The 17,164-nt window shown below is 44.2% G+C and carries 16 protein-coding genes and 1 riboswitch; of the genes, 13 read left to right on the top strand and 3 right to left on the bottom strand.

Translation table 11 applies throughout. The features are described from left to right. Window positions 1-14 precede the first annotated feature (14 nt). From B9A22_RS06370 to B9A22_RS06345, 6 genes are all read left to right on the top strand, one after another. Complete coding sequence (locus B9A22_RS06370; RefSeq protein WP_084574869.1) at window positions 15-806, top strand: putative hydro-lyase; 792 nt, start codon at window positions 15-17, stop codon at window positions 804-806. 86 nt (window positions 807-892) lie between these two features. Beyond that, entirely contained in the window at window positions 893-2,251 is a 1,359-nt protein-coding gene (gene accC, locus B9A22_RS06365) for an acetyl-CoA carboxylase biotin carboxylase subunit (protein WP_425441409.1), read from the top strand. A 200-nt stretch (window positions 2,252-2,451) separates the two neighbouring features. Further along, window positions 2,452-4,431, top strand: coding sequence for a methyl-accepting chemotaxis protein (locus B9A22_RS06360; protein WP_176215417.1), 1,980 nt, complete (start codon window positions 2,452-2,454; stop codon window positions 4,429-4,431). Between the two features lie 110 nt (window positions 4,432-4,541). Beyond that, entirely contained in the window at window positions 4,542-5,744 is a 1,203-nt protein-coding gene (locus B9A22_RS06355; protein ID WP_084574867.1) for an MFS transporter, read from the top strand. A gap of 443 nt (window positions 5,745-6,187) precedes the next feature. Next, window positions 6,188-7,102 (top strand): Na/Pi cotransporter family protein, encoded by a 915-nt coding sequence (locus B9A22_RS06350; protein ID WP_245823846.1) that lies wholly within the window; start codon window positions 6,188-6,190, stop codon window positions 7,100-7,102. Between the two features lie 263 nt (window positions 7,103-7,365). Beyond that, window positions 7,366-7,962 (top strand): ECF transporter S component, encoded by a 597-nt coding sequence (locus tag B9A22_RS06345; protein ID WP_084574865.1) that lies wholly within the window; start codon window positions 7,366-7,368, stop codon window positions 7,960-7,962. 83 nt (window positions 7,963-8,045) lie between these two features. Here the strand turns inward: B9A22_RS06345 and B9A22_RS06340 are convergent, their stop codons facing one another. Then, complete coding sequence (locus tag B9A22_RS06340) at window positions 8,046-8,498, bottom strand: hypothetical protein (RefSeq protein WP_084574864.1); 453 nt, start codon at window positions 8,496-8,498, stop codon at window positions 8,046-8,048. A 149-nt stretch (window positions 8,499-8,647) separates the two neighbouring features. Between B9A22_RS06340 and B9A22_RS06335 the strand changes: the two genes are divergently transcribed. From B9A22_RS06335 to B9A22_RS06325, 3 genes are all read left to right on the top strand, one after another. After that, window positions 8,648-10,039 carry an FMN-binding glutamate synthase family protein gene (locus B9A22_RS06335; RefSeq protein ID WP_245823845.1) on the top strand — a complete coding sequence of 464 codons (1,392 nt, stop codon included), beginning with the start codon at window positions 8,648-8,650 and terminating at the stop codon, window positions 10,037-10,039. A 105-nt stretch (window positions 10,040-10,144) separates the two neighbouring features. Next, window positions 10,145-11,191: a type III polyketide synthase gene (locus tag B9A22_RS06330; RefSeq protein ID WP_139796187.1), complete on the top strand. Its 1,047-nt coding sequence runs from the start codon at window positions 10,145-10,147 to the stop codon at window positions 11,189-11,191. Next, a complete protein-coding gene (locus B9A22_RS06325; protein ID WP_084574863.1) occupies window positions 11,185-11,718 on the top strand; it encodes an isoprenylcysteine carboxyl methyltransferase family protein in 534 nt (177 codons plus the stop codon). Before B9A22_RS06330 ends, B9A22_RS06325 begins: the two co-directional genes overlap by 7 nt. 57 nt (window positions 11,719-11,775) lie before the next feature. Here B9A22_RS06325 and B9A22_RS06320 read toward each other — a convergent pair whose 3' ends face one another. Beyond that, window positions 11,776-13,005 (bottom strand): diguanylate cyclase domain-containing protein, encoded by a 1,230-nt coding sequence (locus B9A22_RS06320; RefSeq protein WP_084574862.1) that lies wholly within the window; start codon window positions 13,003-13,005, stop codon window positions 11,776-11,778. Window positions 13,006-13,176: 171 nt separating this feature from the next. Between B9A22_RS06320 and B9A22_RS06315 the strand changes: the two genes are divergently transcribed. Continuing rightward, the gene (locus tag B9A22_RS06315; protein WP_084574861.1) at window positions 13,177-13,710 is read left to right on the top strand and encodes a GNAT family N-acetyltransferase; all 534 of its coding nucleotides are present in this window, start codon (window positions 13,177-13,179) and stop codon (window positions 13,708-13,710) included. A gap of 79 nt (window positions 13,711-13,789) precedes the next feature. Next, window positions 13,790-14,134 (top strand): hypothetical protein, encoded by a 345-nt coding sequence (locus tag B9A22_RS06310; RefSeq protein ID WP_084574860.1) that lies wholly within the window; start codon window positions 13,790-13,792, stop codon window positions 14,132-14,134. 17 nt (window positions 14,135-14,151) lie between these two features. Here the strand turns inward: B9A22_RS06310 and B9A22_RS06305 are convergent, their stop codons facing one another. Further along, window positions 14,152-14,721, bottom strand: coding sequence for a xanthine phosphoribosyltransferase (locus B9A22_RS06305; RefSeq protein WP_084574859.1), 570 nt, complete (start codon window positions 14,719-14,721; stop codon window positions 14,152-14,154). A gap of 108 nt (window positions 14,722-14,829) precedes the next feature. Continuing rightward, a riboswitch (purine riboswitch) is annotated at window positions 14,830-14,930 on the bottom strand. 440 nt (window positions 14,931-15,370) lie between these two features. On the opposite strand from B9A22_RS06305, the gene B9A22_RS06300 reads away from it, so the two are divergent. Together B9A22_RS06300 and B9A22_RS06295 are read left to right on the top strand one after the other, a co-directional pair. Next, window positions 15,371-16,072, top strand: coding sequence for an HAD family hydrolase (locus tag B9A22_RS06300; RefSeq protein ID WP_084574941.1), 702 nt, complete (start codon window positions 15,371-15,373; stop codon window positions 16,070-16,072). 99 nt (window positions 16,073-16,171) lie between these two features. Beyond that, window positions 16,172-16,885 carry a 3D domain-containing protein gene (locus B9A22_RS06295; RefSeq protein WP_245823844.1) on the top strand — a complete coding sequence of 238 codons (714 nt, stop codon included), beginning with the start codon at window positions 16,172-16,174 and terminating at the stop codon, window positions 16,883-16,885. The last annotated feature ends 279 nt before the right edge of the window (window positions 16,886-17,164 follow it).

Below are 17,164 nucleotides of genomic sequence, written 5' to 3'. Positions count from 1 at the left end.
AGGGGGGTAGAAAAATGAGAGATTTTGCAACTATGAGTCCCGCTGCAGTTCGGTCGATGATTCGTCAGGGTAAATGGGCAAAGCCAACAGCGGGAATGGCTAACGGCTTTACACAAGCGAACCTGGCAATTTTGAAAAAAGAGCTTGCTTTTGAGTTTCTTCTATTTTGTCAACGCAATCCCAAGCCTTGCCCGGTGCTTGATGTAACCGAGCCTGGTTCACCTATTCCGCGACTGGTAGCTCCCGGAGCAGATTTAAGAACAGACATCCCGAAGTATAGGATATATCGGCATGGTGAATTAGCTGAAGAAGTAACCGATATCGTCAAATACTGGGAAGAGGATATGGTGGCTTTTCTGCTTGGGTGCAGTTTTACGTTTGAATATCCGTTAATGAATAATGGCATTCCGATCCGCCATATTGAGGAAAATTGTAATGTGGCTATGTATAAGACCCAGATTCCATGCATAAAAGCAGGCCGGTTCGAAGGTCCCTTGGTTGTCAGTATGCGTCCGATTTCGGAAAAGGATGTCATTCGGGCTGTACAGGTAACATCACGTTTTCCGTCTGTACATGGGGCACCGGTACATATTGGTAATCCAGAGAGTATCGGTATTAAAAATATTCATCAGCCTGATTTTGGTGACAGCGTTACGATCAAAGATGGAGAGATTCCTGTTTTCTGGGCATGCGGCGTTACTCCACAAGCCGTGGCTATGCAAGTTAAACCGGAGATTATGATTACACATGCTCCGGGACATATGTTTGTCACCGATGTGAGGGATGAACAATTTGGTGTTTTATAAAATTTAAAAATAATTATGGCTGACGACAAGTATAAGAGAGATACAGTATGATCTCCCGCAAGGAATATGAAGAATACGAGGGGATAATGATGTTTAAAAAAGTACTGATTGCTAACAGAGGAGAAATTGCTGTTAGAATTATCAGAGCTTGCCGTGAGATGGGAATAGCAACAGTTGCTGTCTATTCGGAAGTAGACCGGCAAGCCTTACATGTAAAAATGGCTGATGAAGCTTACTGTATCGGGCCTGTCGTTGCCAAGAACAGTTATTTGAATATACCCAGTTTAATGAGTGTAGCTGCCTTTACTCGAGCAGATGCCATTCACCCCGGTTATGGTTTTCTTGCTGAAAATGCTGATTTTGTTGAAATCTGTGCCGGCTATGGTATTACATTTATCGGTCCTGATGCTGACGCGATAAGGGCAATGGGAGCTAAAGCTGTTGCGCGTGAAACCATGAGACAAGCGGGTGTTCCTACTCTTCCTGGGACAGAGGGGCTCATTGAAGATATGGAGATGGCTGTCAGCGTAGCCGAAAGCATCGGTTATCCGGTGATTGTTAAGGCAACAGCCGGCGGTGGCGGTAAAGGAATGAGAGTGGCCAAAGATGAAGAAGAATTAAAAAAAGCCATTCGTCAAGCGCAAAAGGAAGCCGAGAATGCGTTTGGTAATTCCGGAGTTTATTTGGAAAAGTATTTAGACGATCCCAGACATGTTGAAATCCAGATTGTTGCTGATAAACAAGGCAATGTAGTATACCTTGGTGAACGGGATTGTTCGATTCAACGTCGTCATCAGAAGCTTGTAGAAGAAGCTCCCTCGCCTGCACTTGATCCAGTATTACGGCAGCAAATGGGCTATGCCGCAGTTTTGGCAGCGAAGGCGGTGAATTATCATAGTGCTGGAACGGTGGAGTTTCTATTGGATAAGCATGGTCGGTTTTATTTTATGGAGATGAACACCCGTATTCAAGTAGAGCATCCAGTAACAGAGTTGGTCACAGGCATTGATTTGATCAAAGAACAAATCAATGTGGCTGCTGGCGGTCTGATCTCTGTCAGCCAGGAAGATGTACAGATTAACGGCTGGGCCCTTGAATGCCGGATTAATGCTGAAAACCCGGACAACAATTTTATGCCATCGCCAGGGGTAGTCAAAAGGTATCTGCCTCCAGGCGGCTTTGGCGTACGAGTTGACAGTGCCGCTTTTCCCGGTTGTGAAATTTCCCCCTTCTATGATTCCATGGTGGCAAAAGTTATTGTATGGGGTAAAACCCGGCAGGAAGCTATTGAGAGAATGAAACGGGCATTAGCCGAGTTTGTTATTGAAGGGGTTTATACAACGATTTCGTTTCACCAAAAGCTGTTAGAGCATGAGGTGTTTTTAAGCGGGGACTTTAATACCAGCTTTTTGGAAAGGCACAACGATACTTTTAACAAAGGGTGAACAATGTACTCTTAAGGGTATTTACAAACCTACCCATAAATTGTAGAATATTGTCATATAGGAATCGTTGATGAACCACAAGCAAAGAAGCTTTCGACATTCAGTGTGCCGGAGGCTTCTTATTTTAGTTGAATGGCAGGTGATGGGGCCGTATTGTCAGCTTATGAAATGTAGTTGCATATAATATGTGGGGGGAAAACATGAAATTAAAGATTAAACTGACACTGCTTTTTTCGTTGCTAACAGTAATGACTCTCTTAGTGTCAGCTATTTCCGGCTATATGTTCACTAAGGGACAGGTTTCAGCTGGAATCCAGGAAGAAATGAAGGCAAACGTTAATTCTCATGTTAACAAACTCGATGGCTGGCTGATCAGTAAAGCTAGAATGCTGGAGATCACAGTTGGTACCATCCAGAGCACAGTCGGTGACGGTGAAATAACAGTTCCTATGTTAGCAGGCTATAAGACTGTAGACAAAGAGTTATCTGACATGTATTTTGGTTCGGTTGCCGGGAAAATGGTAGACGGAAGCGGCTGGACACCACCTGCTGATTATGATCCTCGTATCCGTGGATGGTACAAGCTGGCAACAGAGCAGGGCAAGCTTACCTTTACCGAGCCATATTTGGATATGGTAACCAAGGAGATGGCCGTATCAGTGGCTATGCCGCTAAAAAGCTCATCAGGCCAAGTCCGCGGCATTATTAGTGAAGATATATTGTTGAAGACACTTGTTGATAATGTAAAAGACATTAATCTGCATGGAGAAGGCTACGCCTTTTTACTTGATGCTAAGGGAATCATGCTGGCCCATCCTGACCCTGAATTAGTGTCTAAAAATATTCTTGAGGCAGATAAACTGAAAGAGATGTCTGCTGCCTTCAAAGATATGCTTGGCAAAGAACAAGGCTTTACTACATATCGATTTAACGGTAAAGAATTTCTCATGGTTTATCAAAAAGTACCTTCAACAAACTGGACATTAGCTATAAATGTTCCGGAAGAAGTCATTTACAAACCGCTGGCCAATTTAAAATGGCTATTTGGTCTTATTACTTTTACCTGTGTTCTTATAGTGACTGGTATTACTTTTATCATAGCGAAACGGATAACCAGGCCAATTGAAATCCTTGCCAGCCAAGTCAACAAGGTTGCCTCAGGTGATCTTACTATACAGGCAATGGCTGAGGGGAAAGATGAAATTGCTGACCTTGCTGATGGTTTTAACAAAATGATCCAAAGCCTGCGCACCTTGATTTTAAGCGTTCATACAAATGCCGAACAGGTGGCAGCTTCATCAGAAGAATTGACTGCCAGTTCGCATGAATCGGCTCAAGCCTCCAATCAAGTGGCAGGTTCAGTCTCGGATATCGCGCAGGGAGCACATCAGCAGCAAAGTGTTGTCGAAGAAACGGCTGCTATGGTAGCAAAGATGTCAGTAAGTATTAAACAAGCGGCTATTGATGCTGAGCAAACGGTAACTAAATCAGCTCAAGCAGCTGATAAAGCTAAAGAAAGCGGTGTCTCTATCGGTAAGGCTGTTAATCAGATGGCACTTATTGAACAAACCGTGAACAACTCAGCCAAGGTAGTTGCCAACTTAGGGGAGCGGTCAAAAGAGATCGGGCAGATTGTAGACACGATATCTGGAATTGCCGGCCAGACAAATCTGTTGGCGCTAAATGCTGCCATCGAAGCAGCTCGTGCGGGTGAGCAAGGCAGAGGATTTGCTGTTGTCGCCGAGGAAGTACGCAAGCTGGCCGAACAGTCACAGGAGGCAGCCAAACAAATTGCTGATCTTATTGGTGAAATCCAGGGTGATACCGATAAGGCCGTTAGTGCTATGGATCATGGAACTCGCGAGGTAAGTGTAGGGGCTGCGGTAGTGAATGAGGCTGGCAGCGCCTTCCGGGAGATTGCAGAGCTAGTAATGCAAGTATCAGCTCAAGTAACTAAGATTTCCTCTGCCATGGTGCAGGTGGATAATGGTAATCAGCAGCTTGTATCTTCTGTGAAAACGATTGATGATCTGAGCAAAAAGGCAGCGGTGGAGGCTGAGACTGTATCGGCGGCCACTGAAGAGCAATCAGCCTCAATAGAAGAAATTGCGTCTGCCAGTCAGAACCTTGCTACTATGGCACAGGAGCTCCAAGAAACTGTTAACCAATTTCGCATTTAACGAAGGAAGAATTGGCCTCCCATGCTCTTACCTAAACCAGCAGGTATTGCGAATGAAAAGTCGAAGCACTATGGTATAGGCCAAAATGGATCTTGGGAGGAGTCTTTTCGTTGAATTGGCGTAAAAATCTTTGGACATTAGCTTTTGCTGTTATGCTGTCAGGCTCAAGTTATACAATGGTTATCCCGTTTTTGCCTCTGTACCTTCTGGATATCGGGGCAAGTCCGGAAACTGTAAACATGTGGTCAGGGCTTGTATTTTCAATTACATTTTTGGTTGCAGCAGTCATGGCTCCCTACTGGGGGCGGTGCGCAGACAAGAGTGGCCGGCGCCGCATGGTGATGCGGGCCGGCTTTAGTCTGGCGGTAGTATACTTTTTAGGGGCATTTGTCAGAAATCCGGTCGATTTGTTGATTGTAAGACTGCTGCAAGGGTTTGCCAACGGTTTTGTTCCGGCTGCTATGGCCATTGTCGCCACGTCTACACCAAAAGAGAAAATGGGTTTTAGTCTGGGGTTTATGCAAACCACTTTACTCATTGGCGGGATTTTAGGACCATTGCTTGGAGGGACACTTTCGCATGTTTTTGGCATGCGTTTATCTTTTGTAGTGGCAGCTGGAGTCATTTTTCTTGGTACCATTACAGTAGGTTTGCTAGTGAAGGAACCTGAAACCTGCTCTGCGGCCCCTCAAGGTAGCATGTTAGATGATATGAAAGTGGCGTTAAAAAATCGAAAACTAGTCCAGATGTTACTGCTACTATTTTCGGTACAGGCCGTGAGTATGATTTTGCAGCCGCTCATTACACTATATGTAGCCCAATTACAAGGAAGTTTCGAAGGCGTAGCCTTGACAGCAGGGGTAGTGTATAGTTTAGCAGGCCTTGCGGGGGCGATTGCTGCCCCTTTATGGGGCCGAATGGGACAGCGTCAAGGCTTCTTTAAAATAATGGTTATCGCTTTTCTGGGAGCAGGGGTATTTAATCTGGGGCAGTTTTTAGCAAACGATATTTATCAATTTAGTTTGCTGCAATTTCTCTATGGATTGTTTATTGTGGGTGTATTTCCAGCCATTAATACCATTGCCGTATCATGTACCGATGCAGGCTCCCAAGGTCGTGTTTTTGGCCTGGCAACAACGGCCAATCAACTCGGTTCGATGGTGGGACCGCTGATTGGCGGAGTGATCGGTTCTTGGATCGGGATAAAACCAGTGTTTCTTTTTACGGGCAGTGTACTGCTGTTGTTAGGAGTCATGGTCTTATTTACTACTATGTCTAGGACTTGCCGCGCTGAGCAGCAGCCTCAAGCCTGAAAACATTAAAATACTACTGAAGGGCGTTGAGAATATTATTCTCAGCTGCCCTTTGAACTGTTAGTTATAGCTCAGACTTGATGATTCGCCTTACCAGTGGTGAGAACATAGTTAGGAACAATACTAGAGCCGAATCCAGGAGATATCTTGGGTGGAGTATGACCCGAATACCTAAGAGCAAGGAGGGTATTGGAATATGTAATAGTAATCTAAACCAAGTTGTAGTCTTCTTGCTCAGCAGGAGCATTGCAGCTAGTTTACTAAGCGTTCGGAGCATCAAGCTCAACTCCTTTCGTGGCTGTGTTGCGGGATTAAACTATTAATCAATATTCGTTGTTTTATAATAATATCCTGTTAATAGCAAAGTGGTAACTTTAGGTTAAACATACGTCAAGCCCCTCCAACATAAGATTAACGGAAATCTCATGTTGGAGGGGCTTGCTATGGTAAAAGTCTTTTTGGGACTAAGTATGCTGCTAGGCGGTATCTTTGTTATGCGCTATGGATTGAAAAAAGCGCTATGGCACCGCTTGCATGCAGCCTTAGAAAAATTGACTAAGACTCCTTGGCGTGGTCTGGTGCTGGGTACGGCAGCCGCCGCATTGTTTCAAAGCAGTACAACTGTATGCCTAATTACTATTGGTCTGGTGAGCGCTGACTATATGTCATTTCGTCAGGCTTTGGGCATAATTTTGGGAGCCAACATCGGTACGTGCTCTACGTTGCAATTGCTAAACTTAGCTGTTCCTTTAGAATATATCCTTCCATTGTTAGCACTCTCAATGATGCTGAGTATCTTCCGGAGATTACGGTTTGTTGGTTTGGCTTTTTCCGGGCTGTTAAGTATGTTCGCCGGCTTGGATTTATTAGTAGAAGGCATCTCCGGTTTATCCCGGCTGGAGGCAATGTCTGAGTATCTAATTATGGCTAAATCTCAGCCTATTTATGGCATTTGGGGCGGTATTATTGCGACCATACTATTTCAATCCAGCAGCGCTGCTACCGCGCTGCTAATGCTGCTCGCTGATCTGGGGCTGGTTGATATAAATACAGCCGCCTATGTGATCTACGGCAATAATATTGGTTCATGCGTATCTTCGATCGTTTTTAGTGCTGCCGCGCCGATTGCCGCCAGGCGGGTAGCCCTGTCTCATATAGTACTGAATGTTTTAGGAGTTATGCTTTTTTTTTCGATAACTCCTGTTCTTATTGCTTCTGCTGAGATTTTAACACAGGACTTTAGTGGGCAAGTGGCGGCTATTCACACCTTGTTTAACCTGTTTTCTTCTTTATTGATGTTGCCGTTATTTAATCAATTTGCTACCCTGATTTGCTTGTTGATACCTGAAAGGAGATAGCTGGAGACGTAAGTCCTTATGTTTGATGGATCTGAGGGTTTGCTTTGCTATTAGTGGTTTTATTCTGAAAAATCTATCTATAAAAAATGGTGCAAAAAGCGTAAATACCCTATACAAAAATTCTACTAAATGTGGTAACATGTAAGCGGAGTAGAACAGCCTGCCCAGATAGCTGGTATTCAATGAAACCAGACTAGGCGGTATAGACGCTCTGAAAATATCGACTTATATCCTAATGGGAATAAGAACGGAGGTAATGAGTAATGGGAAAAACAGAAACTTTACGAGGTACAAGTAAGTTTGGTGTACGGCAGATTGCCATTATCGGAATGCTGTCAGCCATCTCGATCACACTAGGGCTTTCAGGCTTTGGCTTTATTCCGCTGCCTACAGCCAAAGCAACAATTATGCAAATTCCGGTCATTATTGGAGCTGTTCTGGAGGGGCCGGTTGTTGGGGCCATGATCGGCCTGATTTTTGGCTTATTTAGTATTATACAGAATTTAACCACACCTAATATTCTTTCTTTTGCCTTTATTAACCCGCTGGTATCAGTATTACCGCGCGTGCTTATCGGTATCACTGCTTATTATGCATACAAGTGGACCTGGAGTAAACATGATGGAATCCGAATTGGTGTAGGGGCTATCGTTGGTTCGCTCACCAACACATTTGGCGTGCTAACTATGATTTATCTTTTGTACGCAGCCCAGTTCGCCGAAGCACGGGGGATTGGATTTGATGCGGCAGCCAAAGTGATTTATGGCATAGCCTTAGTGAATGGACTGCCGGAGGCACTGATTGCGACCGCCATAAGTGTTCCGGTTGTTATGGCTATTAAACGGCGTTATAAGAACTAGCTAATATTTTAAAAGCCTGAGACTTTCGCGAATCGAAAAGTCTCAGGCTTTTTTACTTGCTTATTTCACAGCTAGAAAAATCTCTATTGAACCGTTACCCACAGTTCGGTTGCTCTATCAGTTTCAGTTCCATTTGGAATAACTAAAAGTTTACCTTTACCCGCTTTTTTTGCTACAAAGACTAACTGACCGCTTGTCTGATCGCCTTCTTGCTGCATGATATCGCCAAAAAAGTTATCATTAGCGGAGGTAAAGCGAGTGTTTTTTGCGAGACCAGGAGCTGGAACAAGGATTAGTTTTTGTCCTACTTTCATTACCAGATTGTTGTTCGAAAGCTCTACCGGGCCAGTATCGCCGTAATTATACGTGACTTTGACCTCTTGAGCGTCAGTGGTTTGCTTTGACGGGGATGTAGGTGTGGGCTGGCCTTGGGGCTCAACGGGATTCATGTTTGCGCAGCCACCGAATAATAAGCTGCATAGCAGCAATAATAGAATCGCAGCTTGTATAAGTTTGGTATTGTATATGGTTTTCATCAGAACCCCTCCTAATGTTTTGTTACCATTATTATGAGGAGTTTATCATTATTTATCCTGTTACTAACTGATGCTGTTTACAAGTATTCCTGCAAATTGGGTAGACTATCGGATAGAATATGGAGGTGGTAGCCCTGTTATTGAATTGGATGATGATGAAAATGATGGATCCTATGGCTGATGAGGCTATGGCTAAAATGCTTACTGAAGACTATCCTGATAACCCGTTTTTGATGGTGACAGTGGCCGAGAAGTTGTCACCACGCGCTATCATGGAAGCAGCTATGCGGGCCGAACTGGGTAAAGAATTGACTAGGCCATTAGGCAGCCCGATAGTGTTGTCACCATGGGAGAAAATACTGCTTAATCCTAAGCAGCTATTTCAATTACCTTACCCAGACTATACACAAGTTGATACAAAAACAGTGATTGGTCCTACTGCTAAGCGGCCCCTGCAGCTAGATATCCCTATCATGATTACCGGTATGTCTTACGGCGGATCGCTCAGTCTGCTTATGAAGATGGCCTTGGCCAAGGGGGCCGCTATGGCCGGAACCTCTACAAATACCGGCGAGTCGGCTGTGACAAATGAAGAGCGTGATGCGGCCAAATATCTGATAGGACAGTATCACCGGGGTGGACAACTGAGTGGACAGGAACAGCTTAGCCGGCTGGATGCGATTGAAATTCAGTTAGGTCAGGGGGCTTGGGGCGGGGCTGTTGACGAACCAATGCCTGCGAATAAAATTGGCCGTCACTTAAGGCAAGCCTGGCATTTGGAGGAAGGGCAGGGAAACACGGTCTACGCCCGGATGCCTGGCAAACAAACACCCCAGGATTATATAAACATGGTCAATAATATGAAAGCTCAGTATGATGTGCCGGTAGGTGTAAAAATAGCAGGAACAGATTATATCGAGTATGAACTTGCTGTCATTGCCCAAACACAGGCCGACTATATTGTCGTTGACGGCTCAGAAGGCGGCACGGCGTCATCAAATCCAACATTACAAGATAATGTGGGTTTGCCGACCTTCCATACACTTGTCAGAACTATAGACTGGCTGAAAGAAAACAATCTCCGAGACCGGTTCAGTGTTATTATTGCAGGCGGACTGACGACACCGGGGCATTTTCTCAAGGCCTTGGCGCTGGGTGCTGACGCCGTGTATATTGGCACCATTGCGCTGATGGCAGCAATGCAAACTCAGGTAGCCAAAACATTGCCGCAAGCACCACCCTCCCAGATGGCGCTATATACCGGAAAAATGACTGACAAACTTGATGTTGACAAAGCCGCCAGGCATTTGGCTAATTTTCTAACTTCCTGTACTGTCGAAATGCAGCTTGCCACCCAGGCAGTTGGCAAGCAAGCATTAAAGGATTTGGAACGCGGCGACTTAGTCTCTATTGATAGAGACCTATCCGAGTTTGCTAATATCCGTTACGCTGGTAGCCATAGGCAGTCTCAAGGGGATGCTATCAGACAGGAATCCCGCGATCAGTCCCGTAATCAGTCACCAGAGATGCAGCTTCACTAGCCCTTGCGCGTATAATTTGCCAAAGATTTTTTCCTGACAGGTATTTTTTCCTTCTGCCGTAATAGCTTTATAGTATTACTCTAAAGTTAGGCAGGAGGGATATATGTGGGAATTCCGCAAATTATGTCGGTGGGGACGGCAGTACCGCCTTATTGCCTGCGGCAAGAGGATATTAAAGCTTATGTCGCCTCGCTATTTCGCGACAATCTCCATAATCTTGATCGGTTAATGCCGGTATTTGAGAATAGCTTAATCACAGCAAGACATCTGTCTAAACCGCTTGAATGGTATGCTGAGCCGCATACATTTGCTGAAGCTAACAGAGTTTATGAACAAGTTGCTTTTGAACTTGCTGCAGAGGCCTCAACCCAGGCCGTTGAGCGGGCTGGTGTAGAGTTGGCAGATATCGGAATGATTATGCTTGTTTCGTCAACTGGAATAGCAACTCCCACCTTGGATACCAGGCTTATCCAGCAATTAGGCTTGTCCCCTCATACCTCCCGGCTGCCGATCTGGGGGCTGGGCTGCGCCGGTGGAGTGACGGGAGTTGCCAGGGCGGCTCAGCTTGCCGGTTCGCTTCAAGGAGCGGCTGTTTTGTTAGTTGCTGTTGAACTATGTAGTTTAACATTTCAGCGCGGAGATTATACGAAAGCCAATCTTATCGGTACCAGCTTGTTTGCTGATGGGGCGGCAGCGGCTGTTATCGCAGTTGACGGTGGTGGGCCGAGCATTATTGACAGCTATAGCACTCTATTTCCTGACACTGAGGATATAATGGGCTGGGATGTAGTAGAGGGAGGACTGAAAGTGCGGTTTTCGCGGGATATACCAAATATTGTTCGACGGTATTTACCAGAACTAGTAGGCAGAATGTGTGACCGGCATGGGATTGGGCTTGAGGCTGTTGAGCATTATGTTGTGCATCCCGGGGGCGCTAAAGTACTTAGCGCTTATGCCGATAGCCTTGATCTTCCACAAGCGAAGCTGGATCACGCTTATAATGTACTAGCGGCTTACGGCAATATGTCGAGTGCCTCGGTATTGTTTGTTTTAGAAAGGTTTCTGGCATCAGCTAAGCCCTCTAACTATTATGGACTGATGTTGGCTTTGGGGCCAGGCTTCAGTGCCGAACAGGTATTATTTAGATGGTAGCGTGGCCAATTGCTGCTATGGCTATTCTGATTACCTTTCAGCGACTGACTGAACTAATGTTGGCTCAAAGTAATCGCCGCTGGGCGCTGGCCTGTGGTGCACAGGAATATGGGGCAGAGCATTACTGCCTCTTTTTTATTCTCCATCTTGGTTGGCTAGTCGGCTGGGTTTTCGAAGGCCGAGTGGCAGGCGGCTTGGCCTCCTTCTGGCCAGGGTGGCTGGGGCTATTTATTTGTGCGCAACTACTTAGGTACTGGTGTATTACCAGTCTGGGGCGCTGTTGGAATACTCGTATTTTAATAATTCCCGGCCAAAAGATTGTTCAGAGTGGACCATATCGATTGATGAAGCACCCTAATTATCTGGCAGTAGCCATAGAATTGCTGGCAGTTCCGTTAATTTTTGGGGCAGTAAAAACGGCAGCTATTGCTACTCTATGCAATGCTGCCTTGCTTCTCTTAATTCGCATTCCAGCAGAAGGAAGAGCATTGAAACTTTTGTGCGGCCAGGATGTGGACAGGCAGTAGGCGATATAAGTGGTATGCTTGGTTACGAAAAAACCCCGGTAGCTGCAGTAGCAGTAGCTATCCGGGGTTAATTATCCTAGCCTCTTCATTATAAAGTACATAGGCATTCTTTTTAGCCTTAGCCTGGTACATAGCCTTATCGGCCTTTTTTAGTAGTTCGGCGGCAGTAGTACCCTGCTGGGGGTAAAAGGCAACTCCGATGCTGGCTGTTGGATGGAAGGTTATATCCTGTATCTCAGTTGGTATAAAAACTACTTCCAGCAGTTTATCGAGTATAGGTGAAATATCTTTAGCTGTGACTTCTTTAAAAAACAGAGCAAACTCGTCTCCGCCAAACCGTGCGCCGAAGGAAATCTTATCATCTAACAGGGGCTTGATACGAGCCCCGATAACGGCAAGAAGTTCATCGCCAATAGCGTGACCGTAGACATCATTAACCTGTTTAAAACCGTCAATATCAAAGAAAATCACTGCGCCATTAGTGGCGTTTGAACTGACAGCAGCCAGTTCTTTGGTTAGTACAGATTGAAAAGCATATCTGTTGGCTAACCCTGTCAGGTTATCCTCGTAAGCCAATTGTTTAATTCTAAGGTTTTTCTCTGCTAATAATGCATTTTTTTCGGCTAGCTCAGACACCTGTTTTCGGAGCTGATTTTCCGTTAAGATAATTTTTCGGAATGTGAAAAAAACAATAAAAAGAAAACTAATTATGGCTACAATGGAGAACCCTAATATATTTTGCTGTGAACTTTGCGCAGTGACTGCTATATTCGCTGTTTTTTGCGAAACATCATTCTGGTGAAAGTCGACAATCATTTTCATACCAGTATTTACGCGTTCAAGATAAATCAAACTGAGCGTCATAGCTTCTTGGGCGCTAGAGATATCATTGTTACTTGTAGCATCCATAGTTTTTAAAACTAGCTGTTTATACCCGAGCCAGTTTTTTTGAACATAATTAGATAAAACTATTTCATCCTCGTCGCCATCAAAGGCAAGAAGCTGATCATCCTCAATCTGCTGGATTTGCTCAAGCAATTGGTTGGTAATATACATTTTTTTCTCGTGGGTATCGGCCAGTGTGAATTTCCATAGTAGTAATGGTACTTTGTTGATTTTAGTTTGCGTATCAACAACTTTGCGTGACTGCAATATATGATGGTTTTGCACTATTTCAATGTTTCTCTCAATAGTTGACAATTCAGCAGTAAAAAAATGCTGAGAATAAAGAATGATACTAATGACACTGCAAAATAGTAGAAGGAGAATACATTTGCTGGATCTCAAGTAACAAAACCTCCTTGCAGCCTTTTTGATTAATGCCTCTTTCGTTACTACATAACCATATCCCTGCAAACAAAAATGTGAAGTGGATAATGGGGGCAATATTTGATGAAATAAAGGAAAAACAATTTGCCATAACGAATCAGAGCCATAACTCTCCTTAGGGGAGGGGTTATGGCTCTTCTATTTGCGAAGTTAGAGGATAGGGGGATGTTTAACAATATGGACAATGTTAAACTAGTAGATTTAACAGCAGATAGATTGGAAGAAACGCTGGAAGTTTTCAGAATCGGCGGTTGGGAAGAAAATAGTATGTTCTATGTGAGAGCCGAAATGAAAGCATTCCTGAACGGTGATATTGAAGGATATATTCGGGCAAGATTTATTGTGGCAATAGTCGATGACTGCGTTATTGGAGCAGCCGCGTGGGCCCCGTCAATGTGCGGATTTGCGGTGTACGAACTATCCTGGGCCACTGTACTACCTGAATGGAGGCACCGTGGTATTAATGTGCGAATGCTGCAGGAACGCATTCGACAAATAAGAGTGCATCACGGTACTGAAGCATTTAACGTCCTTGTTTGCACATGGGAAAATCCTATGTACGCCAAAGCTGGTTTTTTGCCAATGCAGCCTAATAGCAGGCATTCTAAAAAGAATAACGATAAATGCCTGTTGCTCGCTCAATTTGGATCTGCTGCTCAATAGGATGATTAGCGTTGAAATCGTTAAGCTGCAGGTGTAAAATTAATACAAACATTGGTAAGTAGCGTGGGAGTTGATATTTTTGAAAATTTACAATCTCGGCATTTTGATTGAACCAAAAGAAAACTGCGATGAGATTGATATAATGAATGAAATTCATCAGCAGATTGAAAAGGATGGACAGGAGCTAATTCTCTGCCCGGTTAGAGGAAATGTGACGCATCAAGTTGTTATCAAAGCCGATATATCTTTGTTCCCAGCTTGTTTGACTGCAGGAACCAAAAGACTGGCTTTGGGGATATCGTTGCCGACGAAGAAGGATTTAGGTAGACGTTGGTTTCTCAAACGCTTAGAAGGAGAAAATAAGAGTAGCTATCTGCTGATAGCTACTACTGATGTGGCGGTTATTCATATTGAGGTGACCTGAGACTTGTTGGCGATGGATCAAAGAAAGTTGACTTGGCCATTAGAAAACGATTTTATCCGGGCCAGTGATTCAACCCGATAGCCGGCATCGGTTAATTTCTGGGCACCAGGCTGGAAAGACTTCTCGATCACAATGCCTATGCCTACTACTTTGGCATTAGCCTGTTCGACAATATTGGCTAAGCCAGCAGCCGCTTCGCCATTGGCTAAAAAGTCATCAATAATGAGAACGCTGTCGCCTTCTTGCAAAAATTGCCTTGATACAATGATATCATTGCTTTCGCCCTTGGTATAAGAATAAACCTTAGCGATGTATACATCGTCGCTTGTTACCTTGGGTTTTGTCTTCCGTGCAAAGATGACCGGCACGTGAAGAATCAGCCCTGTCATAACCGAAGCGGCAATGCCGGAAGATTCGATTGTCAATATCTTCGTAATATGTTCACCTTTAAACCGGTTTACAAATTCTTCACCAATTTTCATCATAAGCTCGGGGTCGATCTGCTGGTTTAAAAAAGAGTCGACTTTTAGTAAAGAATTATTCAAGATCAGACCGTCTGTCTGAATCCTTTGTTTTAATAAATCCATGATAGCCTCCTGTGTTATTTGGGCATGGCCAGAAAAGCAAAAGAAGCCCTAACGGGGAAACTCCGCTTGTAGAATTTGAGCGAAACTTCCCTGTCAGGGCTTTTACCCTTCGGGGTAGCAAAGAGACGTAGACAGGCAATTTACGGTTGCCGGTAGAGACTTCTGGGCCATATCCCCAAAATTATACGATTAATATTTACTTGGTCTACCAGAATTTATAACACAATTCTGTTGACATAAGAACGACTAAGGCTTCTGCCGGCGTCCTGAAGGACTTGGCACAAGCCAAGTCTTTTCTTATCCTGTAAGAAAGTATAACTTTCCGTCTGGATAAGGGCAACATCAGCTTCCGTTTTCGCTAAGGCTCGGCGCAAGCCGTGTTTTCTTTAAGGTTTATTGTAGCAGTCTTTTTACGGGGTTGTCAATAAATATAAGCAAAATTCGACAAGAAGGTAAGACCTGAGTTTTCCCCTTATCCGATGACTAACCCGCTCTAAGACTCCCTCTTCTAGAAGTGGGAGTTAAGAGCGGATAAGTCCCTGGATAAGGGCGACTAACCTTCAGGTGGGGTTAAAACCCCATCTGAAGCTAAGTCTACTTTATAGTTCTCCGCAATTAGATTATTCGAGAGGTGTTTAATTTGCCAGAAATGAATGAACAAGACATATTTCCTGCGAAAGAAACTCATAAGTTGGTCTTAAACTATCAAGTAATATTATTCGACTTAGATGGAACGCTGACAGACCCCAAAATTGGCATTACAAAATCCGTACAGTATGCTCTGGCAAAATTCAATATTAACGAGCCGGATTTAGACAAGTTAATCCCGTTTATTGGTCCGCCGCTCGTAGAATCCTTTCAAGAATTTTATTCGCTGAGCAGAACGGAAGCCGATGTGGCGGTTACGTATTACCGGGAGTATTTCACTCAGTCCGGTATGTATGAGAATGCTGTTTATCCTGGAATCAAGGAAATGCTCGCAAAACTAGTAGATGCCGGTAAGAAATTAATAATCGCAACATCCAAACCTACTATATTCTCTGAAAAGATCCTAGAGTATTTTGGTATGACATCGTTCTTTAAGGTTATCGTGGGTAGTAACCTTGATGGATCACGCATCCACAAAACTGAGATTATTGATTATATACTGTCAGATATTCCACATATTGCAAGGGAGAGCATTGTAATGGTTGGCGATAGAAAACATGATATTATTGGGGCGCAGAATAATGGCATTGATTCTATTGCTGTGAGTTATGGCTATGGGGGCCTGGAAGAGCTTCAACAAGCAGGCCCTACTTTTATTATTTCGTCGGTTAATGATTTGGAACAATTATTCACACGCAAATAATAGGTGAAGCTTGACTCGGCATGTTAAAAACTGCTTCGCATTGAAAAAGACATTTGGCAGAAACTATAATTAATAGTTTTGGGAAGGAGGCGAATTTGAGTGAACCACAAAGTGCATCACAAACACAGTAAATCTCTTAAACGTAGACTCAAACGCATGGCGGCAGCTGCGGCAGTTGCTGGTGCAGCGTTTGTATCATCTGCATTCATGCCGGGCTTACCGGCTACTGCTCATGCTTCGGCTCTTCCTGATAATGTTATCCAACCAGAAACTACCGTTCAGCAGATGGTAAAAACCTCGAAAGGTACCTTTAATCTTCAGACAGACAGCAGAACTCCTCTTAAGAAGCTGGCCAGAGCACAGGCCAAGGCTGCAGCTCAGCAGGCTCAGCAAGTTAACAATCAAGCTATGGCAGACAAAAGGGCAGCCAATAAGCAAATAACGAAAAAGGTCCAGGCTACTCCAGTAACTGCTAAAGCAGCAACAAATGCCCCTGATAATTTCCAAAAGGTATTAGATGTCAGGGCCACTGCTTATGCACCTGGCCCGCATGATAACGGCCCATGGGGTGACAAAACCCATATCGGCACGACCGTTCGCCCTGGTATCATTGCGGTAGACCCTAATATTATCCCTCTGGGTTCGCGTGTATATGTTGAGTATCCTGATGGCACTGGTCAGTATGCGGTAGCAGAAGATACGGGCGGGGCCATCAAAGGCAACCGTATTGATGTTGCTTTAAGCTCAGTCGGTCAGGCCTATGATTTTGGCATTAAGAACGCAAAGGTATATGTATTAGGACCGAAAGCGTAGGAACATTTCTCGGTTCCTCAAGTTTTTGATAATAGTAAAACCTGCAGACCCGCATAAAGGTTTGTAGGTTTTTTTCTGTTATAGCCAAAATGATGCACCGGTTATAATGTTTGTAATGTACGAAAAAGGGTAGTACCAAGGATGTACCAATGAAGGAAAATTCTAACAATGACTTTGGAGGCAGTACATAAGAGTGGCGTGTACTTGCAGGGGGAACAAACAGTAAAAAAAATACTAACAATCAGTGAAAGTTATCACTGATTGTCTTGAAAAGTATAA

Source organism: Sporomusa malonica, assembly GCF_900176355.1.
Taxonomy (GTDB): Bacteria; Bacillota; Negativicutes; order Sporomusales; family Sporomusaceae; genus Sporomusa; species Sporomusa malonica.
The sequence above is the reverse complement of the archived record's forward strand: the minus strand, read 5'-3'. Positions and strand labels throughout refer to the sequence as shown.

Bases quoted from the DNA above. Each gene is read 5' to 3' on its own strand.
- B9A22_RS06350 (WP_245823846.1), top strand. From the start codon at position 6,188: ATGGTAAAAGTCTTTTTGGGACTAAGTATGCTGCTAGGCGGTATCTTT.
- B9A22_RS06315 (WP_084574861.1), top strand. From the start codon at position 13,177: ATGGCTCTTCTATTTGCGAAGTTAGAGGATAGGGGGATGTTTAACAAT.
- B9A22_RS06335 (WP_245823845.1), top strand. From the start codon at position 8,648: ATGATGATGAAAATGATGGATCCTATGGCTGATGAGGCTATGGCTAAA.
- B9A22_RS06300 (WP_084574941.1), top strand. From the start codon at position 15,371: ATGAATGAACAAGACATATTTCCTGCGAAAGAAACTCATAAGTTGGTC.
- B9A22_RS06360 (WP_176215417.1), top strand. From the start codon at position 2,452: ATGAAATTAAAGATTAAACTGACACTGCTTTTTTCGTTGCTAACAGTA.
- B9A22_RS06340 (WP_084574864.1), bottom strand. From the start codon at position 8,498: ATGAAAACCATATACAATACCAAACTTATACAAGCTGCGATTCTATTA.
- B9A22_RS06305 (WP_084574859.1), bottom strand. From the start codon at position 14,721: ATGGATTTATTAAAACAAAGGATTCAGACAGACGGTCTGATCTTGAAT.
- B9A22_RS06345 (WP_084574865.1), top strand. From the start codon at position 7,366: ATGGGAAAAACAGAAACTTTACGAGGTACAAGTAAGTTTGGTGTACGG.
- B9A22_RS06370 (WP_084574869.1), top strand. From the start codon at position 15: ATGAGAGATTTTGCAACTATGAGTCCCGCTGCAGTTCGGTCGATGATT.
- B9A22_RS06325 (WP_084574863.1), top strand. From the start codon at position 11,185: ATGGTAGCGTGGCCAATTGCTGCTATGGCTATTCTGATTACCTTTCAG.
- accC (WP_425441409.1), top strand. From the start codon at position 893: ATGATGTTTAAAAAAGTACTGATTGCTAACAGAGGAGAAATTGCTGTT.